Origin of the sequence: Citrobacter sp. CK194 (assembly GCF_030333395.1) — a bacterium.
Taxonomy (GTDB): domain Bacteria; phylum Pseudomonadota; class Gammaproteobacteria; order Enterobacterales; family Enterobacteriaceae; genus Citrobacter_B; species Citrobacter_B koseri.
Genome location: NZ_JAOWGA010000012.1, coordinates 404,173 through 427,364, shown reverse-complemented (window position 1 = coordinate 427,364; position 23,192 = coordinate 404,173). Strand labels below are relative to the sequence as shown.

Here is a 23,192-nt window from a genome sequence, read left to right as displayed (position 1 = left end):
GGCATCCTCAGGGAGGCGGTGGTTTTCTTTTTATATAAGGACGATGGATGAATTCAACTATCTGGCTGGCGCTTGCCCTCGTTTTGGTACTGGAAGGTTTAGGCCCGATGCTGTATCCCCGCGCCTGGAAGAAAATGATCTCTGCCATGACGCAACTGCCGGAAAATGTTTTACGTCGTTTTGGCGGCGGTCTTGTGGTTGCCGGAGTTGTTGTCTACTACATGTTGAGGAAAACGATTGGCTGATCAAAAAGTAGTCGTATTTGCCGATCTTAGCATGCAAAAAGTGCTGTATATCTGAAAAAGCGATGGTAGAATCCATTTTTAAGCAAACGGTGATTTTGAAAAATGGGTAACAACGTCGTCGTACTGGGCACCCAATGGGGTGACGAAGGTAAAGGAAAGATCGTCGATCTTCTGACTGAACGGGCTAAATATGTTGTACGCTACCAGGGCGGTCACAACGCAGGCCATACTCTCGTAATCAACGGTGAAAAAACCGTCCTCCATCTTATTCCATCAGGTATTCTTCGTGAGAATGTTACCAGCATCATCGGTAACGGCGTTGTGCTGTCTCCGGCTGCGCTGATGAAAGAGATGAAAGGACTGGAAGACCGTGGTATCCCTGTCCGTGAGCGCCTGCTGCTGTCTGAAGCCTGTCCGCTGATCCTTGATTATCACGTTGCGCTGGATAACGCGCGTGAGAAAGCGCGTGGTGCGAAAGCGATCGGCACCACCGGTCGTGGTATCGGTCCGGCTTATGAAGACAAAGTGGCTCGTCGCGGTCTGCGCGTTGGCGATCTGTTCGATAAAGCTACCTTCGCTGTAAAACTGAAAGAAGTGATGGAATATCACAACTTCCAGCTGGTGAACTTCTACAAAGTGGAAGCCGTTGACTACCAGAAAGTGCTGGATGATGTGATGGCAATTGCCGACATCCTGACCTCTATGGTTGTTGATGTTTCCGATCTGCTGGACCAGGCGCGTAAGCGTGGCGATTTCGTCATGTTCGAAGGCGCGCAGGGTACGCTGCTGGATATCGACCACGGTACTTATCCGTACGTTACCTCCTCTAACACCACTGCGGGTGGCGTAGCGACCGGTTCTGGCCTGGGACCGCGTTATGTGGACTACGTTCTGGGTATCATCAAAGCTTACTCCACTCGCGTGGGTGCGGGTCCGTTCCCGACTGAGCTGTTTGATGACACCGGCGAGTTCCTGTGCAAGCAGGGTAACGAATACGGTGCCACCACCGGTCGTCGTCGTCGTACCGGCTGGCTGGACTCCGTTGCTGTGCGCCGTGCGGTGCAGATCAATTCCCTGTCTGGCTTCTGCCTGACCAAACTGGACGTGCTGGACGGCCTGGAAGAGGTGAAAATCTGCGTGGCTTACCGTATGCCGGATGGCCGTGAAGTAACCACCACACCGCTGGCAGCGGATGACTGGGAAGGCATCGAGCCGATCTACGAAACCATGCCGGGTTGGTCTGAGTCCACCTTTGGCGTGAAGGATCGCAGCGGCCTGCCGCAGGCGGCGCTGAACTACATCAAACGTATCGAAGAACTGACCGGCGTGCCGATTGATATTATTTCTACCGGCCCGGACCGTACTGAAACGATGATTCTGCGTGACCCGTTTGACGCATAATTTGGGGTCATGGCGCAGTGCCTGATGGTGCTGCGCTTATCAGGCCTGTACACACTGTAGGCCGGATAAGGCGCTTTTCACCGCCATCCGGCTTAATACAGCGTAAGATCCTCGCTTTTTTCCTTCCCGAACTGAAATAAATTAGCGACCTGGCTGGTGGCTGGTTTATCATCAATGTAATTAATACAACCTGGTTTATCCCGTTTTCCCCTTTTCCTGAGGTTGATGTGCAGTTAACGAGTTTCACCGATTACGGATTACGTGCGCTAATCTATATGGCGTCGCTACCCGAAGGACGTATGACCAGTATTTCTGAGGTGACAGAAGTCTACGGCGTGTCCCGTAATCATATGGTCAAAATAATCAATCAACTTAGCCGGGCGGGCTTCGTTACTGCTATTCGAGGAAAAAATGGCGGTATCCGCCTGGGTAAACCAGCTAATGTTATTGTTATCGGTGATGTGGTTCGTGAGCTGGAACCTTTATCTCTGGTAAATTGCAGCAGCGAATTTTGCCACATTACTCCTGCCTGCCGACTCAAGCAGGCACTTTCGAAGGCCGTGCAAAGTTTTCTCAAGGAACTGGATAACTACACGCTTGCCGATTTGGTTGAAGAGAATCAACCGCTTTATAAATTATTGCTGGTGGAGTGACGAAAATCTTCATCAGAGCTGACAACGGAGGAACCGCCATGTCACAAGATCCTTTCCTGGAACGTGAAGCTGAAAAATACGCTAACCCTATCCCGAGCCGGGAATTTATCCTCGAACATTTAACAAAACGTGAAAAACCAGCCAACCGTGATGAGTTGGCTGCGGAACTGAACATTGAAGGTGAAGAGCAGCAGGAAGCCCTGCGCCGCCGTCTGCGCGCGATGGAACGCGACGGACAGCTGGTCTTTACCCGCCGCCAGTGCTATGCGCTGCCGGAACGCCTCGACCTGCTGAAAGGTACCGTTATCGGCCACCGTGATGGCTACGGCTTTTTGCGTGTCGAAGGACGTAAAGATGACCTGTATCTCTCCAGTGAGCAGATGAAAACCTGCATTCATGGCGATCAGGTACTGGCGCAGCCGCTGGGGGCCGATCGTAAAGGCCGCCGCGAAGCGCGTATCGTGCGCGTTCTGGTGCCGAAAACCAGCCAGATTGTCGGTCGTTACTTTACCGATGCGGGCGTGGGCTTTGTGGTGCCGGACGATAGCCGTCTGAGCTTCGACATACTGATCCCGCCTGAAGAGGTGATGGGCGCGCGCATGGGCTTTGTGGTGGTGGTGGAACTCACCCAGCGCCCGACCCGCCGCACTAAAGCGGTCGGTAAAATCGTTGAGGTTCTCGGCGATAACATGGGCACTGGCATGGCTGTCGATATGGCGCTGCGCACCCATGAAATTCCTTATATCTGGCCGCAGGCGGTAGAACAGCAGATCGCCGGTCTGAAAGAAGAAGTGCCGGAAGAGGCGAAAGCAGGCCGTGTGGATCTGCGCGACTTACCCCTGGTGACGATTGATGGCGAAGACGCCCGTGACTTTGACGATGCGGTTTACTGCGAGAAGAAACGCGGTGGCGGCTGGCGCCTGTGGGTGGCTATCGCTGACGTAAGTTATTACGTGCGTCCGCCAACGCCGCTGGATCGCGAAGCGCGCAACCGTGGGACGTCGGTCTATTTTCCGTCCCAGGTTGTGCCGATGCTGCCGGAAGTGCTCTCCAATGGCCTGTGCTCGCTGAACCCGCAGGTTGACCGCTTGTGTATGGTCTGCGAAATGACCGTTTCATCAAAAGGGCGTTTAACCGGATATAAATTCTACGAAGCGGTGATGAGTTCCCATGCGCGCCTGACGTATACCAAAGTCTGGCATATGCTACAGGGCGACCAGGACCTGCGCGAGCAGTATGCGCCGCTGGTCAGGCACATCGAAGAGCTGCATAACCTCTACAAAGTGCTGGATAACGCCCGCGAAGAGCGTGGCGGCATCTCATTTGAAAGCGAAGAAGCGAAGTTTATCTTCAATGCTGAACGTCGCATTGAACGTATCGAGCAGACGCAGCGTAATGACGCGCACAAGCTGATCGAAGAATGCATGATTCTGGCGAATATCTCGGCGGCGCGATTCGTTGAGAAAGCCAAAGAGCCTGCGCTGTTCCGTATCCACGACAAGCCGAGCACCGAGGCGATTACCTCCTTCCGTTCCGTTCTGGCGGAGCTGGGGCTGGAATTGCCGGGCGGCAATAAGCCGGAACCGCGTGATTATGCGGAACTGCTGGAGTCGATTGCCGACAGGCCTGACGCGGAAATGCTGCAAACCATGCTGCTGCGCTCAATGAAACAGGCAATTTACGATCCAGAAAACCGTGGCCACTTTGGTCTGGCATTGCAGTCTTACGCGCACTTTACCTCACCGATCCGCCGTTATCCTGACCTGTCGCTGCACCGCGCCATTAAGTATCTGCTGGCGCATGAGCAAGGGCATAAGGGCAATACGACGGAAACGGGCGGCTACCACTATTCGATGGAAGAGATGCTGCAACTGGGCCAGCACTGTTCTATGACCGAGCGCCGTGCTGACGAAGCCACGCGCGACGTCTCTGACTGGCTGAAGTGTGACTTCATGCTGGATCAGGTGGGGAACGTCTTTAAAGGGGTGATTTCCAGCGTAACCGGGTTCGGCTTCTTTGTTCGTCTGGATGAGCTGTTTATTGATGGTCTGGTACACGTCTCTTCGCTGGACAACGATTACTACCGTTTCGATCAGGTAGGGCAGCGTCTGATGGGGGAATCCAGCGGCCAGACCTACCGTCTGGGCGACCGCGTGGAAGTCCGCGTCGAAGCGGTCAATATGGATGAGCGTAAAATTGACTTTAGCCTGATCTCCAGCGAACGCGCCCCGCGCAACGTCGGTAAAACCGCGCGTGAGAAAGCGAAAAGAGGCGAAACGGCTAAAAATGCCGGTAAGCGTCGTCAGGTGGGCAAAAAGGTGAATTTCGAACCGGATAGCGCCTTCCGCGGCGAGAAAGCGAAAGGTAAGGCGAAGAAAGAGAAGAAAGCCAAAAATCCATCGGCAAAGACGCAGAAAATCGCTGCCGCGACAAAAGCGAAGCGCGCGGCGAAGAAAAAGTCAGCTGAGTAATTTCCCCCTCTCCCCCTGCGTGGAGAGGGCGTTTGTACTGTAGACCGGGCTGGCATCGCGCCGCCCGGCAAAATTGATCAATGAGAACCATCAATGAGTGAAATGATTTACGGCATCCACGCGGTGCAGGCTCTTCTGGAACGTGCGCCAGAGCGCTTTCAGGACGTCTTTATTCTGAAAGGGCGGGAAGATAAACGCCTGCTGCCGCTGATCCATGCGCTGGAAGCGCAGGGCGTGGTGATCCAACTGGCGAACCGCCAGTATCTTGATGAAAAAAGCGAGGGTGCGGTACATCAGGGGATCATTGCGCGCGTGAAGCCGGGACGCCAGTATCAGGAAAACGATCTTCCTGATCTGATCGCGAAGTTCGACAATCCCTTCCTGCTGATCCTCGACGGCGTGACCGATCCGCATAACCTCGGCGCCTGTCTGCGTAGCGCAGACGCCGCTGGCGTACATGCGGTCATTGTGCCGAAAGATCGTTCCGCACAGCTTAACGCAACGGCGAAAAAGGTGGCCTGCGGCGCAGCCGAAAGCGTGCCGCTGATCCGTGTGACCAACCTGGCGCGTACCATGCGTCTGTTGCAGGAAGAGAATATCTGGATTGTCGGTACGGCGGGCGAAGCTGACCATACGCTGTTCCAGAGCAAAATGACCGGCCGGATGGCGCTGGTGATGGGCGCTGAAGGCGAAGGGATGCGTCGTCTGACCCGCGAGCACTGTGATGAGCTGATCAGCATTCCGATGGCGGGCAGCGTGTCGTCGCTGAACGTCTCCGTCGCGACCGGGATCTGCCTGTTTGAAGCGGTGCGACAGCGCAGCTAAGCGCTTTTGACTGATGAAGCCATCCCTCGGGATGGCTTTTTTGTGACCGTTATCCCAGGCGTGTCCCCCGCAGGCTGACCATACTTAATGCGACTGCCATTGACGGAGGGAAACACAATGCACTGGCAAACGCATACCGTTTTTAACCAACCGGCACCGCTCAACAACAGCAATTTATTCCTGTCTGATGGCGCGCTTTGCGAGGCGGTCGCCCGTGAAGGCGCGGGCTGGGACAGCGATCTTCTCGCCAGCATCGGTCAACAATTGGGCACTGCGGAGTCGCTGGAGCTGGGGCGGCTGGCGAACGCCTTTCCACCTGAACTGCTACGTTACGATTCACAAGGGCAGCGGCTGGACGATGTTCGTTTTCATCCCGCCTGGCATCTGCTGATGCAGGGCCTGTGCGCTAACCGTGTGCATAATTTGGCCTGGGAAGAGAACGCCAGGCAGGGGGCGTTTGTCGCGCGGGCTGCGCGTTTCATGCTGCATGCGCAGGTGGAAGCAGGCACGTTGTGTCCAGTCACGATGACTTTTGCCGCCACGCCGCTGCTGCTACAGATGCTGCCGCCCCCCTTCCACGACTGGTTAACGCCGCTACGCAGCGATCGCTATGATTCACACCTCCTGCCCGGTGGGCAAAAACGCGGCCTGCTGATTGGCATGGGCATGACGGAAAAGCAGGGCGGCTCCGATGTGCTGAGTAACACCACCCGGGCAGAGCGACTGGACGACGGCACCTGGCGCCTGGTGGGGCACAAATGGTTTTTCTCCGTGCCGCAAAGCGACGCGCACCTGGTGCTGGCGCAGACGAAAGGCGGGTTATCCTGCTTTTTTGTCCCGCGTTTTTTGCCTGACGGGCAGCGAAACGGCGTTCGCCTTGAGCGACTGAAAGACAAACTGGGCAACCGCTCTAATGCCAGTTGCGAGGTTGAGTTTCAGGATGCGGTGGGCTGGCTACTGGGTGAGGAAGGCGAGGGGATTCGTCACATACTGAAGATGGGAGGGATGACCCGCTTTGATTGCGCGCTGGGCAGTCATAGTATGATGCGCCGGGCGTTTTCGGTGGCGATTTACCATGCGCATCAGCGGCAGGTGTTCGGCAAATCTTTGATTGATCAGCCCATGATGCGGCAGGTTTTAAGTCGTATGGCGCTCCAGCTTGAAGGCCAGACGGCGCTGCTGTTTCGTCTGGCTCGTGCGTGGGATCGTCGTGGCGACCCGAAAGAAGCGCTCCGGGCGCGTTTGTTCACGCCAGCCGCGAAGTTTGCTATTTGCAAAAGCGGCATCCCCTTTGTTGCCGAGGCGATGGAAGTGCTCGGTGGCGTTGGCTATTGCGAGGAGAGCGAGCTGCCGCGCCTGTATCGTGAGATGCCGGTCAACAGCATCTGGGAAGGGTCGGGAAACGTCATGTGTCTGGACGTGCTGCGGGTGCTGAGTAAACAGACCGGCGTCTATGAGTTGCTCAACGAGGCTTTTGCGGAGGTCAAAGGGCAGGATCGGCATTATGATCGGGCGGTACGTCAGCTGCAACAGCGCTTGCGCAAACCCGATGAAGCGCAGGGGCGGGAGATAACGCAGCAGCTGTTCCTGCTCGGCTGCGGGGCGCAAATGTTGCGCTATGCTTCTCCGCCGTTGGCACAGGCCTGGTGCCAAATGATGCTGGACACGCGAGGCGTGTTACGCCTGTCTGAACAGGTGCAAAATGATCTGTTGCTGCGGGCAACGGGGGGATTGCGATAACGATTTGCCTGATGGCGGCGTGGGCACGTCTTATCATGCCTGCGATCGGTGCAGGCCAGATAAGTTTACGCCATCAGGCAATCTGTTACGCATAAAGTATGGCTTGTACGCGCCAGTTATCGGGCTGCTGTTCTTCGTACATCTGGATAATCCGATACCACGAAGCGCCCTGCTCATCGGCTTTTAACGCAATGATACGTTCCACATCCTGCTGATTTCCCGAAATATTACTCACGGATATCAGACCAATTTCATTCAGGCCCGTTACGCAGTCCGCGCTGGCGAATTCGGCAGACTGCGCCGTCGTACTCACCAGGCCGGCAGAAAGCAGCAGTGAGGATAAGGCAAGAGATCGTTTCATCGTCAGCTCCTTTTACGTGACCCCGCATTCAACAGGGCATTCCATTGCGGTCATCCCATGATTTCATTGTGCACAGGTAAACGCATAGAGGCGCAAAGCAATGTAAAGCTGACTAAATTTCAACCTTCCGCTATTTACGATACAGGATGGCTTGCGAATACCATTGGCCTGTTACGATGGTTTCATCAACCAACAAAATAACGTAATAATCTGCTTTAGCGGCGGCGGCTTTCGCTCTGATCTCTGCCACAGCATCGTCAGGAGAACCCCGAACCATTGAGCTTACCGTTCCCATGTGCTGCAACCCTTGTGTCTGGTCACGGCGAATTTCCTGAGGATGGTCAGCGACTGGCGGTGCTGGTTGCGGCGTCCCTTGCAATACGCTACAGGCGCTTAAAAACAGTACCAGCATCAATGGGGCGAACCGGCGCATAACTCTATCTCGTTTACTGATAGCCATAGTGTAGTGCCTTATTAATTTCCTTTAGGGGGAATGTTCCCAAATTGTTATCTCTCACGCGATTTTCGAATGAAAATAGAGTGAAAGCGTAATCCACTTCTCAACATTATGAATCATTGCCGTACTCATTAACTTGAGTTATGTATTTCTCCGTGGCATATCAGAGAAAGGGGGATATATGATAAAAATAGAAACACGGTATCTGGCAGGACATTCCATACTCCACGCGTTTCCTGACGGTAAACGTGACACGCCCCTTCCATGTATTATTTTTTACCACGGTTTTACCTCTTCCAGCCTGGTCTATAGCTACTTTGCGGTTGCCCTGGCGCAGGCCGGGTTCCGGGTTATCATGCCGGATGCGCCCGAGCATGGCGCGCGGTTTAGCGGTGATGCGCAGGGGCGAATGACCCAATTCTGGCAGATTCTGCGGCAAAACATGCAGGAATTCGCTGCGTTACGTGCGGCAGTTCAACAGGAAAACTGGGTGCTGGAAGAACGTCTGGCCGTGGGGGGCGCATCAATGGGCGGTATGACGGCACTGGGGATCATGGCCCGCCACCCGGAGGTAAAATGCGTCGCCAGCCTGATGGGGTCGGGTTATTTCACCCGACTGGCGCATACGCTTTTTCCGCCATTAATTCCTGAGACGCCTGAGCAACAGCGAGAATTTGATGACATCATTGCTCCCCTGGCTGAGTGGGAGGTGGCGCATCAGTTGCCAAAACTGGCCGACCGACCGCTGCTGCTATGGCATGGACAGGAAGATGACGTCGTCCCTGCGGTGGAAACGTTCCGCTTACAACAGGCGCTGATTCAGGCGAACAGGGATCAGAACCTGACCTGTCTGTGGGAAGCAGGCGTACGCCACCGTATTACGCCAGAGGCGCTGGCGGCAACGGTGTCGTTTTTTCGCCTGCATCTTTAAACGCGCAGAATGCTAACGCCTTGCGCTTCAAGCTGTTGCAGAATGTCAGGGTTAGCATTTTTGCCCGTAATCAGCGTGTCGATTTGATCGGCGCGGCTGAACAACATGCCTGCGCGCTCGCCGATCTTGCTGCTATCCACCAGCACCACCAGCTTCCCGACCACGCTGAGCATTTTCTGCTCGGCCATAGCGGTGAGCATATCGGTTTTATACAGACCGTCTGCGGTCAGGCCTTTGCCGCTGGTAAACATCCAGTGCCCGGCATACAGGCTGTTTTCGCTGCCCTGGGGGCTAAGCGTGATGGACTGGCTCTTGTTGTACTGACCTCCCATGATGATCACGCTTTCATGCTCCTGATCGATCAGATAGTTCGCCAGCGGGAGATAGTTGGTGATGATCTGCACCGGCTTACCGCATATTTCTCTGCCCAGCAGAAAGGCGGTCGATCCACAGTTGATCACCACGCTTTCCCCAGGATTCACCAGTTGCGCTGCCGCTTTAGCAATGCGCACTTTTTCATCGTGGTTCTGCGCCTGATGCAGATTCATCGGCGTCCAGCGTGGACGTTGCTGAGCGATCGCTTCGGCGCCATTACGCACTTTTTTGAGCTTTCCGCTCTCATCGAGCTTGTTGATATCCCGACGCGCCGTGGCCGGGGAGATCCCCAGACGTTCGATCACATTCTCGACGGTAACAAAGCCCAATTGCGCCAGCATATCCAGCAATATTTGATGTCTTTGTGCTTCAGTCATGAGCTATTCCGATACGAATTGATTTTAAAAGATGATATTTGAAATAGCCTGAAAATACTAAAGTAAATATAGAAAAATGCCGGGAAAACCCGGCATCGGAGAACAATTACAGGAAGGATTTGAACGGTAAATCCGGTTCCATCGTGAAGCAGTCATCAAAACCACGCGGGTAGTGATATTCAAAATTGTCTTTATCCAGTGGCCAGGTGAACTTACCGCCAACCTGCCAGATAAACGGCTTGAAGCCATACTTCAGGCGATCTTTTTTCATTTCCCACAGAACGCGGATTTCCTGCGGATCGGCCTGGAAGTTCGACCAGATATCATGGTGGAACGGAATCACGACTTTCGTGTTCAGCGCTTCCGCCATACGCAGCATGTCGGCGCTGGTCATCTTGTCGGTGATGCCACGCGGGTTCTCGCCATAGGAGCCGAGCGCCACGTCGATCTGATGCTCATTGCCGTGCTTCGCATAGTAGTTGGAGTAGTGAGAGTCGCCGCTGTGATACAGCGTACCGCCCGGCGTTTTGAACAGGTAGTTCACCGCGCGCGCATCCATGCCGTCCGGCAGTACGCCCGCCGCCTTTTGATCGGCCGGAAGCGTGATGAGCGCAGTACGATCAAACGCATCAAGCGCATGAATTTCGATGTCTTTCACTTTCACAACATCGCCCGGTTTGACCACGATGCAGCGCTCTTTCGGCACGCCCCAGCCAATCCACAGGTCAACGCAGGTTTGCGGCCCGATGAAAGGCACATCGTCAGCGCAGTTTTGCATCACCGCTGCGGCGACGTTGACGTCGATATGATCGTTATGATCGTGAGTGGCCAGCACAGCATCGATCTGGCGAATCGCGAAAGGATCGAGAACAAACGGCGTGGTGCGCAGGTTCGGCTGCAATTTCTTCACCCCTGCCATGCGCTGCATCTGATGGCCCGTTTTCATCAACGGATTGCCGTGGCTTTGTTTGCCGGTGCCGCACCAGAAATCAACGCATACGTTGGTGCCGCCTTCTGATTTCAGCCAGATGCCGGTGCAACCGAGCCACCACATAGCAAATGTGCCGGGCGCGACCTGTTCCTGTTCGATCTCTTCATTCAGCCAGCTTCCCCACTCAGGAAAGGTGCTCAGGATCCATGATTCACGCGTGATACTTTTCACTTTACTCATCGCATTTACCTTCATGTTTGTTCAAATTGAATCAGTGTGTGATTGGTTTTGATTAATCCTGACATTATTTTTTCAAGATGGCAACGGCATATTTTTGCTTGTGAAGGGCGGTCTGGAAGTAAAGGAGAACGTAATGAAGGGCGTATAACTATTGAAATTAAATATATCTATTTGATTAAAATGAGTTTTATTGATGACTGGTTAACGTCGGGTTAATCCTTTTCTGAAGTGTGGGAATTATTTGCGTGGTGCGTCACAATTAATCAAATTCAATCTTGTTGTGATTACTTTTGAAAATTAGAGTGGTGACACAACAACCTGAGCGTACGCAGAGCTCAGCAACTTCGTCTACTGGAGATCGTTATGGAGATCCTCTACAACATCTTTACCGTTTTCTTTAACCAGGTTATGACCAATGCTCCGCTGCTACTGGGCATTGTCACCTGTCTGGGCTATATCCTCCTACGCAAAAGTGTCAGCGTTATTATCAAAGGTACGATAAAAACCATTATTGGTTTCATGTTATTACAGGCAGGGTCCGGCATCCTGACCAGTACCTTTAAGCCCGTCGTGGCGAAGATGTCTGAGGTGTATGGCATCAACGGCGCGATTTCTGATACTTACGCCTCCATGATGGCGACGATCGAGCGCATGGGCGATGCCTACAGTTGGGTCGGGTATGCCGTGCTGTTAGCGCTGGCATTGAATATCGGCTACGTGCTGCTGCGCCGGATTACCGGGATTCGCACCATCATGCTTACCGGGCATATCATGTTCCAGCAGGCGGGGCTGATCGCGGTGTTCTTCTACATCTTCGGTTATCCGATGTGGACCACCATTATCTGCACGGCGGTTCTGGTGTCCCTGTATTGGGGGATCACCTCCAATATGATGTATAAGCCGACGCAGGAAGTCACAGACGGCTGTGGTTTCTCCATTGGTCACCAGCAACAGTTTGCCGCATGGCTGGCGTATAAAGTCGCGCCATATCTCGGTAAAAAAGAAGAGAGCGTTGAAGATCTCAAACTGCCCGGCTGGCTGAATATCTTCCACGACAATATTGTCTCCACGGCAATTGTCATGACCATCTTCTTCGGCGCGATCCTGCTCTCTTTTGGCCTGGATGTGGTTCAGGCGATGGCGGGTAAAACGCACTGGTCTATCTATATCCTGCAAACCGGCTTCCAGTTCGCCGTCGCTATTTTCATCATCACGCAGGGCGTGCGCATGTTTGTCGCCGAACTGTCCGAAGCATTTAACGGTATCTCTCAGCGTCTGATCCCCGGTGCTGTGCTGGCGATTGACTGTGCGGCGATTTATAGCTTCGCGCCGAACGCGGTGGTCTGGGGCTTTATGTGGGGCACGATTGGTCAGCTGATCGCCGTTGGTATTCTGGTAGGTTGCGGCTCCTCCATTCTGATCATCCCTGGCTTTATCCCAATGTTCTTCTCTAACGCCACGATTGGCGTGTTCGCTAACCACTTTGGCGGCTGGCGCGCGGCGCTCAAGATTTGCCTGGTTATGGGCATGATCGAAATCTTTGGCTGCGTCTGGGCGGTGAAACTGACCGGTATGAGCGCCTGGATGGGAATGGCTGACTGGTCGATTCTGGCGCCTCCGATGATGCAAGGCTTCGTCAGCATCGGGCTGATGTTTATGAGCGTCATGATACTGATTTCACTGGCTTATATGTTCTTCGCAGGGCGCACATTGCGCGCTGAAGAAGATGCAGAAAAACAACTGGCAGAACACTCTGCTTAATAAGGAGTTCCGATTATGACCGTACGTATTCTGGCTGTTTGTGGTTGTGGGCAAGGTAGTTCAATGATCATGAAAATGAAAGTTGACCAGTTTCTGACGCAGCAGGGCGTTGCGCACACGGTAAATAGCTGCGCAGTGGGTGAGTACAAAAGTGAGCTGAACGGCGCGGACATCATTATTGCCTCGACGCACGTCGCCAGCGAAATCACCGTCTCCGGTAATAAATATGTGGTGGGCGTGCGCAATATGCTTTCCGCCGCTGATTTTGGTCCGAAACTGATGGAAGTGATCAAAGAGCACTTTCCGAACGACCTGAAATAAGGACGCAGCATGAAATTACGTGATTCGCTGGCGGAGAATAAGTCCATTCGCCTGAATGCAGAAGCGAGCACCTGGCAGGAGGCGGTGAAAATCGGCGTAGACCTGCTGGTGGAAGCAGATGTTGTGGAGCCGCGTTACTACCAGGCCATTCTTGATGGCGTAGAGCGTTTTGGTCCGTATTTTGTGATTGCGCCAGGCCTGGCGATGCCGCATGGCCGCCCGGAAGAGGGCGTCAAAAAAACCGGCTTCGCGCTGGTGACGCTGAAAACGCCGATGGTCTTCAATCACGAAGATAATGACCCGGTCGATATCCTCATCACGCTGGCGGCAGTGGATGCCCGCGCGCATCAGGAAGACGGCATCATGCAAATCGTCAACCTGTTTGAAGATGAAGCCAACTTTGACCGTTTACGCGCCTGCCGTACCGAGCAGGATGTGCTGGATTTAATTGATAACGCCACTGCGGCGGCAGTTTAAGTAAGGAATAGAAATGTCATTACCTATGTTGCAAGTTGCGCTGGATAACCAGACGCTGTCCCACGCTTACGAAACGACCCGCCTGATCGCGGAAGAAGTCGATATTATCGAAGTTGGCACCATCCTGTGCGTGGGTGAAGGCGTACGTGCGGTACGCGATCTGAAAGCGCTTTATCCGCATAAGATAGTGCTGGCTGACGCCAAAATTGCGGACGCGGGGAAAATTCTCTCTCGTATGTGCTTTGAAGCCAACGCGGATTGGGTGACGGTTATCTGCTGCGCGGATATCAACACCGCCAAAGGCGCGCTGGAAGTGGCGCAAGAGTTTAACGGCGATGTGCAGATTGAACTGACCGGCTACTGGACCTGGGAGCAGGCGCAGGAGTGGCGCGATGCGGGGATTCAGCAGGTGGTTTATCACCGTAGCCGTGATGCCCAGGCCGCTGGCGTGGCCTGGGGCGAAGCGGATATCAGCGCGATCAAACGTCTCTCTGATATGGGCTTTAAAGTGACCGTGACCGGCGGTCTGGCGCTGGAAGATCTGCCGCTGTTTAAGGGCATTCCAATCCATGTCTTTATTGCTGGTCGCAGTATTCGCGACGCCGCCTCTCCGGTTGAAGCCGCGCGCCAGTTCAAACGTTCTATCGCCCAGTTGTGGGGATAAGGAGCGGATATGCTGTCTAAACAGACTCCGCTTGGCATCTACGAAAAAGCGCTCCCCGCCGGGGAGTGCTGGTTGGATCGCCTGCGGCTGGCGAAAGAACTGGGCTTCGATTTCGTTGAAATGTCTGTCGATGAAACCGATGCCCGCCTGGCGCGCCTCGACTGGAACCGTGAGCAGCGCCTGGCGCTGGTGAGCGCTATCGCTGAGACCGGCGTGCGGGTGCCGTCCATGTGCCTGAGCGCGCATCGGCGCTTTCCGTTGGGCAGCGAAGATGATGCTGTACGTGCGCAAGGGCTGGAGATCATGCGTAAAGCCATTCAGTTTGCGCAGGACATCGGTATTCGCGTCATCCAGCTTGCGGGTTACGACGTGTACTATCAGGAAGCCAACAATGAAACGCGCCGTCGTTTTCGTGATGGGCTGAAAGAGAGCGTCGAGATGGCAAGCCGTGCTCAGGTCACGCTGGCGATGGAGATCATGGATTACCCTCTGATGAACTCCATCAGCAAAGCGCTGGGTTATGCGCACTATCTTAATAACCCGTGGTTCCAGCTTTATCCTGATATCGGCAACCTGTCAGCCTGGGATAACGATGTGCAGATGGAGTTGCAGGCTGGAATGGGGCATATCGTCGCGGTTCATGTCAAAGATACGAAGCCAGGCGTGTTCAAGAACGTGCCGTTCGGTGAAGGTGTCGTTGATTTTGAACGCTGTTTCGCCACGCTCAAGCAGAGTGGGTATTGCGGGCCATACCTGATTGAGATGTGGAGTGAAACGTCGGACGATCCGGCGCGTGAGGTGGCGAAAGCGCGTGATTGGGTGAAAGCGCGTATGGCCAGCGCCGGTCTGGTGGAGACAGCATAATGCAAAAACTCAGGCAGCACGTTTTTGAAGCCAATATGGATTTGCCGCGTTATGGCCTGGTGACTTTCACCTGGGGCAACGTCAGCGCGATCGACAGAGAGCGCGGGCTGGTGGTCATTAAGCCTAGCGGGGTGGCTTATGAAACCATGAAAGCGGACGATATGGTGGTGGTGGATCTCCAGGGCAATGTGGTGGAAGGGCAGTGGCGGCCTTCTTCCGATACCGCCACGCATCTGGCGCTGTACCGTCGTTACCCTTCGCTGGGCGGTATCGTGCACACGCACTCTACGCATGCCACGGCGTGGGCGCAGGCAGGGCTGGCGATCCCGGCGCTGGGCACGACCCATGCGGACTACTTCTTTGGCGATATCCCCTGTACCAGGGCGTTAACCGAAGAAGAAGTGCAGGGTGAATATGAGCTGAACACCGGCCATGTGATTATCGAAACGCTGGGTGACGGTCAGCCGCTGCATACGCCTGGCGTCGTGGTGTATCAGCACGGGCCGTTCGCCTGGGGCAAAGATGCGCATGACGCCGTGCATAATGCGGTGGTGATGGAAGAGGTCGCGCGGATGGCATGGATTGCTCGCGGTATCAATCCGGCGCTCAGCCCGATCGACGATTATTTAATGAATAAACATTTTATGCGTAAGCATGGGCCTGACGCCTATTACGGACAAAAGTAAGACACGTGCCCTGGAATCATTACTTCCTTCGGGATGTTACCGGCCTGATTCCGGGGCCGCTTTTGCCATAAAAAAGCCCCCGGTGAAGGGGGCAAGTCAAACTATGGCAATGTTCTCGTTGGTTTTTCCTGGTGCTAGCGATAAATATCCGCGCTGGCGCGCATGTTGCCGTTACTTCCCGGTTCCCGGGTCAGGATGGCGTGGTAGTACGTTGCGCCTCGCGCATCTGTCTCTTCATTCAATGCCTGATCTGCTTCACTTTCAGTGGCGAAGTTATGGTTTATATAAATCACGCCTAAGCTCTGCACATCATCCATATTTCGTGCCTGGTGATTATCGATTTTGATGGCTGCCATCGCGTTTGCACTGAGCAAAAGCGCAGCCAGAAGGGTCATAACACGCGCTCGCATACTGTACCTCCTCGACTGCTGTGTCTGGTTAGCAATATCTCCTGTAAGTGAATTGCTTCTGATTTAATTTTAATCGCTACCAGCGAAGTCGATAGCGACCATTTCTGATGCAGTTGTTCAAAAAATTGGCGCGATGCCATGTGATTAATTTTAAATCACATGGTTAACCTGTCTTTGCGCTTCGTGTGAATTTTTGCGCAATCAACTTGTGTTTCCTCATGGGCGCAAGTATTATGACGCGTCATTTTTCAGCCGACCTTTAACACGTTCCTTGCCTCCCCGGGATTCGGCTGACCCAGACAGGAGGCTGAATAATCCGTAAGGAGCAATTCGATGCGTCATTACGAAATCGTTTTTATGGTCCATCCTGACCAGAGCGAACAGGTTCCGGGCATGATCGAGCGCTACACTGGTGCAATCACTGGTGCAGAAGGCAAGATCCACCGTCTGGAAGACTGGGGCCGCCGTCAGCTGGCTTACCCGATCAACAAACTGCACAAAGCTCACTACGTTCTGCTGAACGTTGAAGCGCCGCAGGAAGTGATCGATGAGCTGGAAACTAACTTCCGCTTCAACGATGCCGTTATCCGTAGCATGGTAATGCGTACTAAGCACGCTGTTACCGAAGCATCTCCGATGGTTAAAGCGAAAGACGAGCGCCGTGAGCGTCGCGATGATTTCGCAAACGAAACCGCAGATGATGCAGATGCTGGGGATTCTGAAGAGTAATTTCTGATGACCAACCGTCTGGCGTTGTCCGGCACCGTGTGCAGGATGCCCCTTCGAAAGGTCAGTCCATCAGGAATTCCGCACTGCCAGTTCGTGCTTGAGCATCGTTCTGTGCAGGAGGAAGCCGGGTTTCACCGGCAGGCGTGGTGTCAAATGCCCGTTATTGTTAGCGGACACGAAAACCAGGCCATTACTCACAGTATAACGGTCGGCAGCCGCATAACCGTTCAGGGGTTCATCTCTTGCCACAAGGCAAAGAACGGTCTGAGCAAAATGGTTCTGCATGCCGAGCAGATTGAATTGATAGATTCTGGAGACTAGCCATATGGCACGTTATTTCCGTCGTCGCAAGTTCTGCCGTTTCACCGCGGAAGGCGTTCAAGAGATCGACTATAAAGATATCGCTACGCTGAAAAACTACATCACCGAAAGCGGTAAGATTGTCCCAAGCCGTATCACCGGTACCCGTGCAAAATACCAGCGTCAGCTGGCTCGCGCTATCAAACGCGCTCGCTACCTGTCCCTGCTGCCGTACACTGATCGTCATCAGTAATCGGCCACGGTCCATTAATACGACTTTGAGAGGATAAGGTAATGCAAGTTATTCTGCTTGATAAAGTAGCAAACCTGGGTAGCCTGGGTGATCAGGTTAACGTTAAAGCGGGCTACGCTCGTAACTTCCTGGTACCACAGGGTAAAGCTGTTCCTGCTACCAAGAAAAACGTTGAGTTCTTCGAAGCACGTCGCGCTGAACTGGAAGCTAAACTGGCTGACGTTCTGGCTGCTGCAAATGCACGCGCAGAGAAAATCAACGCCCTGGAAACCGTAACCATCGCGTCCAAAGCTGGCGACGAAGGTAAACTGTTCGGTTCCATCGGTACTCGCGACATCGCTGACGCTGTAACAGCAGCAGGCGTTGAAGTGGCTAAGAGCGAAGTTCGTCTGCCGAACGGCGTTCTGCGTACCACTGGTGAGCACGAAGTGAACTTCCAGGTTCACAGCGAAGTATTCGCTAAACTGACTGTAAACGTAGTAGCTGAATAAGTTTTATTCTTCTATCGCGTAAAAACGCCGGCCTTGCGCTGGCGTTTTGCTTTTCTGCCCCCCTGTTTTTCGCACTGGCTATTCTTTACCCTTTTCGGGATAATAAAAAATAAAACATTATTTCAAAGTGGTGATGGAATGGAGATAACCCACCAGCAGCCCCTGTTCGCGCGTAAAAACGTTGTCTATCTGGGGGCGGCATTTTGTTGTCTGTTATGGGGAAGCGCCTACCCGGCGATAAAAAGCGGGTACGAGATCTTTCAGATTGCGACAGATGATATCCCGTCAAAAATTGTCTTTGCCGGATACCGTTTCTTGTTCGCGGGGTTATTGCTGCTGTTGCTGGCGATGGCGCAGCGTAAACCGATCGGCCGCTTAAGCCCGCGCCAGTTTGGTCAACTGACCCTGCTGGGGCTGACGCAAACCTCGCTGCAATATATCTTTTTCTATATCGGTCTGGCGTTCACCACGGGCGTGAAAGGATCGATCATGAATGCCACAGGCACTTTTTTTAGCGTGCTGCTGGCGCACTTCATCTACCAGAACGACAAACTGAGCTACAACAAAACCCTCGGCTGTATTCTTGGCTTTGCCGGGGTGATGGTGGTGAACTTCAACAGCGGGCTGATGGATTTCAGCTTTAGCCTGTTGGGTGATGGCTCCGTGGTGCTGGCTGCTTTTATTCTTTCTGCCGCGACCCTTTACGGTAAACGTATTTCGCAGACAGTTGACCCAACGGTGATGACGGGCTATCAGCTTGGCATCGGCGGCCTGGCGCTGGTGATTGGCGGCTATGCCTTCGGCGGCTCGCTCTCCGTGCACGGCCTCGCTTCTGTGGCGATTCTGGGCTATCTGACGCTGCTCTCGTCTGTTGCTTTTGCGCTGTGGAGTATTTTGCTCAAGTACAACCGCGTCGGGATGATTGCGCCGTTTAACTTCCTGATTCCGGTTTCCGGTGCGGTGCTGTCGGCGATTTTCCTCGGCGAAAACATTTTTGAATTGAAATATGCGGTTGCGCTGGTGCTGGTGTGTTCGGGGATCTGGTGGGTGAACAAGGTGAAGCGGTAACGCCTGATGGCGCTACCGCTTATCAGGCCTGCAATCGCGGGTGCCGTAGGCCGGATAGGGCGACGCCGCCATCCGGCAATTTGCGCGCTTAACGGGCGCGAATAAAGCTGCCGTTTGGCTGACGGGTAAACAGAACCTGTTGGTCATTACCCGTATCGATGGTCAATCCTGTCACCACGCCATTCGCATTCTGGCGGATCTGCACCATCTGGCCATCTTTCAGATTGCTCAGCGGCTTGCCTGCGCCTTCAACCTGCGCCATCGCGTAAACGTCCGTTGGCGGCAGGCCGTGGTCACGGAACAACTGCGCCAGCGTTTTACCTGACTCCACGCGATAGGAGCGCCACTGCTGGTCAATTCCCCCATTCTGCTGGAAAGGCTGTGTTTGCGGCTGGGATTGCTGCGTCTGCGGCGGCTCTTCCGGTTGACCTTCCTGGATGGGTTCCGGCGCTACGGGGGCGACCTGTCCCGGATCGTTTTGCGGGGCGACCAGTTGCGCCTGAAGTTCGGCTTCCGTCGGCGGTTGCGACTGTGACTGAATATCTGTCTGGACATTACGCGTGACGACGGGCGTATCGCGGGTATCATTCGAGGGAAGCAGAAAACCGACCACCAGCACGATAGCGGCAATAATAATGCCACGGCGATGCATAGGCGGCAGCGGGTCCATGATGCGAAAATTGTCCGGTGCATGCCAGATTTTCGCCAGGGTTGGTTTTAGTTCAAAGCGCCCGGGCATGGCTTTCCTCCTGCTCCGCGTCTCGTTCCTCAATCATAGAGTATAGATGCCTAACGCTATGATGTTCGTAGTTATACCCGCTTTCGTGACATCAGCATGGGTTATTCTTATTGTTTCTTTTTCCCCGCGATTTGTCATCTCTTCCCGAGACAAAGTTTTACCGGAAGAGACGTGGCTGCTATGCTGCCCGCTACTTTACCTCCGATGAAAGGAAATATGATGGCAACCCCGACTTTTGACACTATCGAAGCGCAAGCAAGCTACGGCATTGGTTTACAGGTAGGGCAGCAGCTGAGCGAATCCGGTCTGGAAGGTCTGTTGCCTGAAGCGCTGGTGGCAGGTATCGCTGATGCGCTGGAAGGCAAACACCCGGCAGTGCCTGTTGATGTGGTGCATCGCGCGCTGCGTGAAATTCACGAACGTGCGGATGCCGTACGTCGCGAACGTTTCCAGGCAATGGCGGCAGATGGCGTCAAATATCTGGAAGAAAACCGTGAGAAAGAGGGTGTGAACAGCACCGAATCCGGTCTGCAATTCCGCGTGATCACCCAGGGTGAAGGCGCGATTCCGGCGCGTACTGACCGTGTACGCGTACACTACACCGGCAAACTGATCGACGGCACCGTCTTTGACAGCTCCGTTGCGCGCGGCGAACCGGCTGAATTCCCGGTGAACGGTGTGATCCCAGGCTGGATTGAAGCGCTGACCCTGATGCCGGTTGGTTCCAAATGGGAACTGACTATCCCTCAGGAACTGGCCTACGGCGAGCGTGGCGCGGGCGCGTCCATTCCTCCGTTCAGCACTCTGGTGTTTGACGTAGAACTGCTGGAAATCCTGTAAGCAGTGACTTCTGTTCCCCTCTTTGTTGGGGGGAACAGAAAATATGCAAGAAAACCGTAAGTTAGCCAGATGTCGATATTTTATCTTGCAAATGTAGCCATTGCGTGTATTTTTGTGAGCTAATTCGCGTTGCCAGAGTGATATGACACTCACTTTAAACATATAATTAACATTATATCTAAATCTTAGTATTCATCCCGCCGATTCTTACCTAATATCGATGAGTCCTGATAACAGGATCGTCGTATCATATGACGCACTAAAGGCCGCAGAGCCTGCACAACACAGACAGGTACAGGAAGAAAAAACATGGTAGATCAGGTAAAAGTCGTTGCCGACGAACAGGCACCGGCTGAACAGTCGCTACGGCGCAATCTCACAAACCGTCATATTCAGCTTATTGCGATTGGCGGCGCCATCGGCACCGGCTTATTTATGGGCTCCGGTAAAACGATCAGCCTCGCCGGGCCGTCGATCATTTTCGTTTATATGATCATCGGTTTTATGCTCTTTTTCGTCATGCGGGCAATGGGTGAATTGCTGCTCTCGGATCTGGAATATAAATCCTTCAGTGATTTCGCTTCCGACCTGCTCGGGCCGTGGGCGGGATATTTCACCGGCTGGACTTACTGGTTCTGCTGGGTGGTCACCGGGATGGCGGACGTCGTTGCGATTACCGCCTATGCGCAGTTTTGGTTCCCCGGCCTTTCCGACTGGGTCGCCTCGCTGGCGGTCGTTGTTCTGCTGCTGAGCCTTAACCTTGCGACCGTGAAAATGTTCGGCGAGATGGAGTTCTGGTTTGCGATGATCAAGATTGTCGCTATCGTGGCGCTGATCGTCGTCGGTCTGGTGATGGTTATGATGCACTTCAAATCACCGACCGGGGTTGAAGCGTCGTTTACTCATCTGTGGAATGATGGCGGCTGGTTCCCGAAAGGGATCAGCGGCTTCTTTGCGGGCTTCCAGATAGCGGTATTCGCGTTCGTGGGGATTGAGCTGGTGGGCACCACCGCCGCAGAGACCAAAGACCCGGAGAAATCCCTGCCGCGCGCGATTAACTCAATCCCGATTCGTATCATCATGTTCTACGTTTTTGCGCTGATCATCATTATGTCGGTCACGCCGTGGAGCTCGGTAGTACCAACCAAAAGCCCGTTTGTTGAGCTGTTTGTACTGGTAGGACTGCCGGCCGCCGCCAGCCTGATTAACTTCGTGGTGCTGACGTCTGCGGCCTCTTCCGCCAACAGCGGCGTGTTCTCTACCAGCCGTATGCTGTTTGGTCTGGCGCAAGAGGGCGTGGCACCGAAAGCGTTCGCTAAATTGTCTAAGCGCGCGGTGCCGGCGAAAGGGCTGACCTTCTCCTGTATCTGTCTGCTGGGCGGCGTGGTGATGCTGTACATCAATCCGAGCGTGATTGGCGCGTTCACCATGATCACGACGGTGTCGGCTATTCTGTTCATGTTTGTCTGGACCATCATTCTCTGCTCGTACCTGGTGTACCGTAAGCAGCGTCCGCACTTGCATGAGAAGTCTATCTATAAGATGCCACTTGGTAAGCTGATGTGCTGGGTGTGTATGGCGTTCTTTGTCTTTGTGCTGGTACTGCTGACGCTGGAAGATGATACCCGTCAGGCGCTGATCGTCACGCCGCTGTGGTTTATTGCGCTGGGGCTGGGCTGGCTGTTTATCGGTAAGAAACGTATGGCAGGAGTGCGTTAATCTTGATGCCCGGTGGCGCAAAGCTTACCGGGCCTACGGATTGTAGGCCGGATAAGCGTTAGCGCCATCCGGCAACACATCATTCCCCGGCCAGTGCGCGCGGGAACAAGACGTTGTTTTCCAGACTGATGTGCTCCATCAGATCGTCAATCATTTCATTAATGCCGTTGTACATCGCTTTCCAGGTGGTGCAGGCTTCTGGCGGCGGCGTGACGTTGTTGGTGGTGTGTTTGATCACTTCCAGCAATTCGCCAGCGTCATCGTGTTCGCTTTCCATGACGCTAATCGGGCCCATTGCCTGGCTTCCCATGCCTTGTTTGATCATCGGGAACAGGATCTGCTCTTCTTTCATCATGTGGCTGGAAAGTTCCTGATGCAGCATAGTCAGGTATTTCGCCAGACCTTTCGGTACGCTGGGTTTGTCTGCGTGAACGCGTTCCACTTTGGTGGCTTGCAGGATCAGCTCCGGCAGCTGCTCGCGGTGTCTGTCGTGGTAGCGCACGATAATATGGTCGATAATTTCGGCCAACGGCGCGGTACGCCAGTCCTTCTCAATCGGTTGTTCAGCCAACTGTGCCAGTTCTGCTTCAATGGCTTCTACATCCAGCTCTTTACGTGCAGCAGCGCGCGCGAGCGTCTGCTTACCACCGCAACAGTAATCCATATCGTACTTACGAAACAGCGCCGAGGCGCGAGGAATAGAGAGCGCCAGTTCACCTAAAGGTTGATCGCGAAAAGACATAGCCGTTACCTCATTCTCAATAATATAAGATGTATTTTAAATACATCTTTAAGCCGAAGATATAACCCTTTCGGGTCAGAATAAAATGTGATGACCATCACAAAAAATGTTTGTGCCTTAA

The 23,192-nt window shown here is 53.8% G+C and carries 27 protein-coding genes; 20 read left to right on the top strand and 7 right to left on the bottom strand.

The features are described 5' to 3' along the window. The first annotated feature begins 47 nt into the window (after nucleotides 1-47). The 6 genes from OGX80_RS02710 (at nucleotide 48) to OGX80_RS02685 (ending at nucleotide 7,335) form a co-directional block, all read left to right on the top strand. A complete protein-coding gene (locus OGX80_RS02710; RefSeq protein ID WP_024130795.1) occupies nucleotides 48-245 on the top strand; it encodes a DUF2065 domain-containing protein in 198 nt (65 codons plus the stop codon). Between the two features lie 102 nt (nucleotides 246-347). Next, nucleotides 348-1,646, top strand: a complete 1,299-nt coding sequence (purA, locus tag OGX80_RS02705) for an adenylosuccinate synthase (RefSeq protein ID WP_012134433.1) — start codon at nucleotides 348-350, stop codon at nucleotides 1,644-1,646. Between the two features lie 227 nt (nucleotides 1,647-1,873). Further along, nucleotides 1,874-2,299, top strand: a complete 426-nt coding sequence (nsrR, locus tag OGX80_RS02700) for a nitric oxide-sensing transcriptional repressor NsrR (protein WP_024130794.1) — start codon at nucleotides 1,874-1,876, stop codon at nucleotides 2,297-2,299. Nucleotides 2,300-2,337: 38 nt separating this feature from the next. Next, nucleotides 2,338-4,770, top strand: a complete 2,433-nt coding sequence (gene rnr / locus OGX80_RS02695; RefSeq protein ID WP_024130793.1) for a ribonuclease R — start codon at nucleotides 2,338-2,340, stop codon at nucleotides 4,768-4,770. Nucleotides 4,771-4,863: 93 nt separating this feature from the next. Continuing rightward, entirely contained in the window at nucleotides 4,864-5,595 is a 732-nt protein-coding gene (gene rlmB, locus OGX80_RS02690; protein WP_012134428.1) for a 23S rRNA (guanosine(2251)-2'-O)-methyltransferase RlmB, read from the top strand. A gap of 117 nt (nucleotides 5,596-5,712) precedes the next feature. Further along, entirely contained in the window at nucleotides 5,713-7,335 is a 1,623-nt protein-coding gene (locus OGX80_RS02685) for an isovaleryl-CoA dehydrogenase (RefSeq protein ID WP_115182066.1), read from the top strand. An 85-nt stretch (nucleotides 7,336-7,420) separates the two neighbouring features. Here the strand turns inward: OGX80_RS02685 and yjfN are convergent, their stop codons facing one another. Together yjfN and bsmA are read right to left on the bottom strand one after the other, a co-directional pair. Beyond that, entirely contained in the window at nucleotides 7,421-7,696 is a 276-nt protein-coding gene (gene yjfN / locus OGX80_RS02680) for a DUF1471 family protease activator YjfN (RefSeq protein WP_012134425.1), read from the bottom strand. Nucleotides 7,697-7,826: 130 nt separating this feature from the next. Next, nucleotides 7,827-8,156 (bottom strand): biofilm peroxide resistance protein BsmA, encoded by a 330-nt coding sequence (gene bsmA / locus OGX80_RS02675; RefSeq protein ID WP_115182065.1) that lies wholly within the window; start codon nucleotides 8,154-8,156, stop codon nucleotides 7,827-7,829. A gap of 178 nt (nucleotides 8,157-8,334) precedes the next feature. Between bsmA and yjfP the strand changes: the two genes are divergently transcribed. Beyond that, on the top strand, nucleotides 8,335-9,084 hold the full coding sequence (yjfP, locus tag OGX80_RS02670) for an esterase (RefSeq protein ID WP_058668464.1): 750 nt from the start codon (nucleotides 8,335-8,337) through the stop codon (nucleotides 9,082-9,084). Here the strand turns inward: yjfP and ulaR are convergent. Continuing rightward, complete coding sequence (gene ulaR, locus OGX80_RS02665; RefSeq protein ID WP_012134422.1) at nucleotides 9,081-9,836, bottom strand: HTH-type transcriptional regulator UlaR; 756 nt, start codon at nucleotides 9,834-9,836, stop codon at nucleotides 9,081-9,083. The genes yjfP and ulaR overlap by 4 nt on opposite strands. A 106-nt stretch (nucleotides 9,837-9,942) precedes the next feature. Continuing rightward, nucleotides 9,943-11,007 (bottom strand): L-ascorbate 6-phosphate lactonase, encoded by a 1,065-nt coding sequence (gene ulaG, locus OGX80_RS02660; RefSeq protein WP_024130791.1) that lies wholly within the window; start codon nucleotides 11,005-11,007, stop codon nucleotides 9,943-9,945. A gap of 363 nt (nucleotides 11,008-11,370) precedes the next feature. On the opposite strand from ulaG, the gene ulaA reads away from it, so the two are divergent. Genes ulaA through OGX80_RS02630 form a run of 6 tightly spaced genes read left to right on the top strand, consistent with a single transcriptional unit; the run spans nucleotide 11,371 to nucleotide 15,780 of the window. After that, the gene (gene ulaA, locus OGX80_RS02655) at nucleotides 11,371-12,768 is read left to right on the top strand and encodes a PTS ascorbate transporter subunit IIC (RefSeq protein ID WP_012134419.1); all 1,398 of its coding nucleotides are present in this window, start codon (nucleotides 11,371-11,373) and stop codon (nucleotides 12,766-12,768) included. A 15-nt stretch (nucleotides 12,769-12,783) separates the two neighbouring features. Next, nucleotides 12,784-13,089, top strand: coding sequence for a PTS ascorbate transporter subunit IIB (gene ulaB / locus OGX80_RS02650; RefSeq protein ID WP_024130790.1), 306 nt, complete (start codon nucleotides 12,784-12,786; stop codon nucleotides 13,087-13,089). A 9-nt stretch (nucleotides 13,090-13,098) separates the two neighbouring features. Next, on the top strand, nucleotides 13,099-13,566 hold the full coding sequence (gene ulaC, locus OGX80_RS02645) for a PTS ascorbate transporter subunit IIA (RefSeq protein WP_012134416.1): 468 nt from the start codon (nucleotides 13,099-13,101) through the stop codon (nucleotides 13,564-13,566). Between the two features lie 13 nt (nucleotides 13,567-13,579). Next, entirely contained in the window at nucleotides 13,580-14,230 is a 651-nt protein-coding gene (gene ulaD, locus OGX80_RS02640) for a 3-keto-L-gulonate-6-phosphate decarboxylase UlaD (RefSeq protein WP_024130789.1), read from the top strand. Nucleotides 14,231-14,239: 9 nt separating this feature from the next. After that, nucleotides 14,240-15,094: an L-ribulose-5-phosphate 3-epimerase gene (locus OGX80_RS02635; protein ID WP_012134413.1), complete on the top strand. Its 855-nt coding sequence runs from the start codon at nucleotides 14,240-14,242 to the stop codon at nucleotides 15,092-15,094. Further along, nucleotides 15,094-15,780, top strand: coding sequence for an L-ribulose-5-phosphate 4-epimerase (locus tag OGX80_RS02630; RefSeq protein WP_012134412.1), 687 nt, complete (start codon nucleotides 15,094-15,096; stop codon nucleotides 15,778-15,780). Before OGX80_RS02635 ends, OGX80_RS02630 begins: the two co-directional genes overlap by 1 nt. Before the next feature lie 134 nt (nucleotides 15,781-15,914). Here the strand turns inward: OGX80_RS02630 and yjfY are convergent, their stop codons facing one another. Further along, nucleotides 15,915-16,190: a DUF1471 family protein YjfY gene (gene yjfY, locus OGX80_RS02625; protein ID WP_024130788.1), complete on the bottom strand. Its 276-nt coding sequence runs from the start codon at nucleotides 16,188-16,190 to the stop codon at nucleotides 15,915-15,917. Between the two features lie 333 nt (nucleotides 16,191-16,523). On the opposite strand from yjfY, the gene rpsF reads away from it, so the two are divergent. The 5 genes from rpsF (at nucleotide 16,524) to OGX80_RS02600 (ending at nucleotide 19,031) form a co-directional block, all read left to right on the top strand. Continuing rightward, nucleotides 16,524-16,919 carry a 30S ribosomal protein S6 gene (gene rpsF, locus OGX80_RS02620; protein ID WP_012134408.1) on the top strand — a complete coding sequence of 132 codons (396 nt, stop codon included), beginning with the start codon at nucleotides 16,524-16,526 and terminating at the stop codon, nucleotides 16,917-16,919. Between the two features lie 6 nt (nucleotides 16,920-16,925). Then, nucleotides 16,926-17,240: a primosomal replication protein N gene (priB, locus tag OGX80_RS02615; protein ID WP_012134407.1), complete on the top strand. Its 315-nt coding sequence runs from the start codon at nucleotides 16,926-16,928 to the stop codon at nucleotides 17,238-17,240. Between the two features lie 4 nt (nucleotides 17,241-17,244). Beyond that, a complete protein-coding gene (gene rpsR / locus OGX80_RS02610; RefSeq protein WP_000135199.1) occupies nucleotides 17,245-17,472 on the top strand; it encodes a 30S ribosomal protein S18 in 228 nt (75 codons plus the stop codon). A gap of 41 nt (nucleotides 17,473-17,513) precedes the next feature. Beyond that, nucleotides 17,514-17,963 carry a 50S ribosomal protein L9 gene (gene rplI, locus OGX80_RS02605; RefSeq protein ID WP_012134405.1) on the top strand — a complete coding sequence of 150 codons (450 nt, stop codon included), beginning with the start codon at nucleotides 17,514-17,516 and terminating at the stop codon, nucleotides 17,961-17,963. Between the two features lie 138 nt (nucleotides 17,964-18,101). Further along, entirely contained in the window at nucleotides 18,102-19,031 is a 930-nt protein-coding gene (locus OGX80_RS02600; RefSeq protein ID WP_049010943.1) for a DMT family transporter, read from the top strand. 88 nt (nucleotides 19,032-19,119) lie between these two features. On the opposite strand, the gene OGX80_RS02595 is transcribed toward OGX80_RS02600, so the two are convergent. Beyond that, nucleotides 19,120-19,770 carry an OapA family protein gene (locus tag OGX80_RS02595; protein WP_012134403.1) on the bottom strand — a complete coding sequence of 217 codons (651 nt, stop codon included), beginning with the start codon at nucleotides 19,768-19,770 and terminating at the stop codon, nucleotides 19,120-19,122. A gap of 219 nt (nucleotides 19,771-19,989) precedes the next feature. Here OGX80_RS02595 and bamJ point away from each other — a divergent pair, with 219 nt between their 5' ends. Together bamJ and cycA are read left to right on the top strand one after the other, a co-directional pair. Further along, nucleotides 19,990-20,610 (top strand): BamJ family beta-barrel-assembly machinery protein, encoded by a 621-nt coding sequence (bamJ, locus tag OGX80_RS02590; RefSeq protein ID WP_024130787.1) that lies wholly within the window; start codon nucleotides 19,990-19,992, stop codon nucleotides 20,608-20,610. 309 nt (nucleotides 20,611-20,919) lie between these two features. Then, entirely contained in the window at nucleotides 20,920-22,329 is a 1,410-nt protein-coding gene (gene cycA, locus OGX80_RS02585) for a D-serine/D-alanine/glycine transporter (RefSeq protein WP_115182064.1), read from the top strand. Nucleotides 22,330-22,408: 79 nt separating this feature from the next. Here cycA and ytfE read toward each other — a convergent pair whose 3' ends face one another. Then, nucleotides 22,409-23,071, bottom strand: a complete 663-nt coding sequence (gene ytfE, locus OGX80_RS02580; RefSeq protein WP_012134400.1) for an iron-sulfur cluster repair protein YtfE — start codon at nucleotides 23,069-23,071, stop codon at nucleotides 22,409-22,411. Between the last annotated feature and the right edge of the window lie 121 nt (nucleotides 23,072-23,192).

Excerpts from the sequence above, each read along its gene's own strand:
- ulaG (WP_024130791.1), bottom strand. The coding sequence starts at position 11,007 with ATGAGTAAAGTGAAAAGTATCACGCGTGAATCATGGATCCTGAGCACC.
- rplI (WP_012134405.1), top strand. The coding sequence starts at position 17,514 with ATGCAAGTTATTCTGCTTGATAAAGTAGCAAACCTGGGTAGCCTGGGT.
- ytfE (WP_012134400.1), bottom strand. The coding sequence starts at position 23,071 with ATGTCTTTTCGCGATCAACCTTTAGGTGAACTGGCGCTCTCTATTCCT.
- OGX80_RS02635 (WP_012134413.1), top strand. The coding sequence starts at position 14,240 with ATGCTGTCTAAACAGACTCCGCTTGGCATCTACGAAAAAGCGCTCCCC.
- OGX80_RS02685 (WP_115182066.1), top strand. The coding sequence starts at position 5,713 with ATGCACTGGCAAACGCATACCGTTTTTAACCAACCGGCACCGCTCAAC.
- OGX80_RS02630 (WP_012134412.1), top strand. The coding sequence starts at position 15,094 with ATGCAAAAACTCAGGCAGCACGTTTTTGAAGCCAATATGGATTTGCCG.
- bamJ (WP_024130787.1), top strand. The coding sequence starts at position 19,990 with ATGGCAACCCCGACTTTTGACACTATCGAAGCGCAAGCAAGCTACGGC.
- priB (WP_012134407.1), top strand. The coding sequence starts at position 16,926 with ATGACCAACCGTCTGGCGTTGTCCGGCACCGTGTGCAGGATGCCCCTT.
- OGX80_RS02600 (WP_049010943.1), top strand. The coding sequence starts at position 18,102 with ATGGAGATAACCCACCAGCAGCCCCTGTTCGCGCGTAAAAACGTTGTC.
- rpsR (WP_000135199.1), top strand. The coding sequence starts at position 17,245 with ATGGCACGTTATTTCCGTCGTCGCAAGTTCTGCCGTTTCACCGCGGAA.
- ulaA (WP_012134419.1), top strand. The coding sequence starts at position 11,371 with ATGGAGATCCTCTACAACATCTTTACCGTTTTCTTTAACCAGGTTATG.
- yjfN (WP_012134425.1), bottom strand. The coding sequence starts at position 7,696 with ATGAAACGATCTCTTGCCTTATCCTCACTGCTGCTTTCTGCCGGCCTG.
- rpsF (WP_012134408.1), top strand. The coding sequence starts at position 16,524 with ATGCGTCATTACGAAATCGTTTTTATGGTCCATCCTGACCAGAGCGAA.
- OGX80_RS02710 (WP_024130795.1), top strand. The coding sequence starts at position 48 with ATGAATTCAACTATCTGGCTGGCGCTTGCCCTCGTTTTGGTACTGGAA.
- yjfY (WP_024130788.1), bottom strand. The coding sequence starts at position 16,190 with ATGCGAGCGCGTGTTATGACCCTTCTGGCTGCGCTTTTGCTCAGTGCA.
- purA (WP_012134433.1), top strand. The coding sequence starts at position 348 with ATGGGTAACAACGTCGTCGTACTGGGCACCCAATGGGGTGACGAAGGT.
- ulaD (WP_024130789.1), top strand. The coding sequence starts at position 13,580 with ATGTCATTACCTATGTTGCAAGTTGCGCTGGATAACCAGACGCTGTCC.
- yjfP (WP_058668464.1), top strand. The coding sequence starts at position 8,335 with ATGATAAAAATAGAAACACGGTATCTGGCAGGACATTCCATACTCCAC.
- ulaR (WP_012134422.1), bottom strand. The coding sequence starts at position 9,836 with ATGACTGAAGCACAAAGACATCAAATATTGCTGGATATGCTGGCGCAA.
- ulaC (WP_012134416.1), top strand. The coding sequence starts at position 13,099 with ATGAAATTACGTGATTCGCTGGCGGAGAATAAGTCCATTCGCCTGAAT.
- rnr (WP_024130793.1), top strand. The coding sequence starts at position 2,338 with ATGTCACAAGATCCTTTCCTGGAACGTGAAGCTGAAAAATACGCTAAC.
- cycA (WP_115182064.1), top strand. The coding sequence starts at position 20,920 with ATGGTAGATCAGGTAAAAGTCGTTGCCGACGAACAGGCACCGGCTGAA.
- ulaB (WP_024130790.1), top strand. The coding sequence starts at position 12,784 with ATGACCGTACGTATTCTGGCTGTTTGTGGTTGTGGGCAAGGTAGTTCA.
- OGX80_RS02595 (WP_012134403.1), bottom strand. The coding sequence starts at position 19,770 with ATGCCCGGGCGCTTTGAACTAAAACCAACCCTGGCGAAAATCTGGCAT.
- rlmB (WP_012134428.1), top strand. The coding sequence starts at position 4,864 with ATGAGTGAAATGATTTACGGCATCCACGCGGTGCAGGCTCTTCTGGAA.
- bsmA (WP_115182065.1), bottom strand. The coding sequence starts at position 8,156 with ATGGCTATCAGTAAACGAGATAGAGTTATGCGCCGGTTCGCCCCATTG.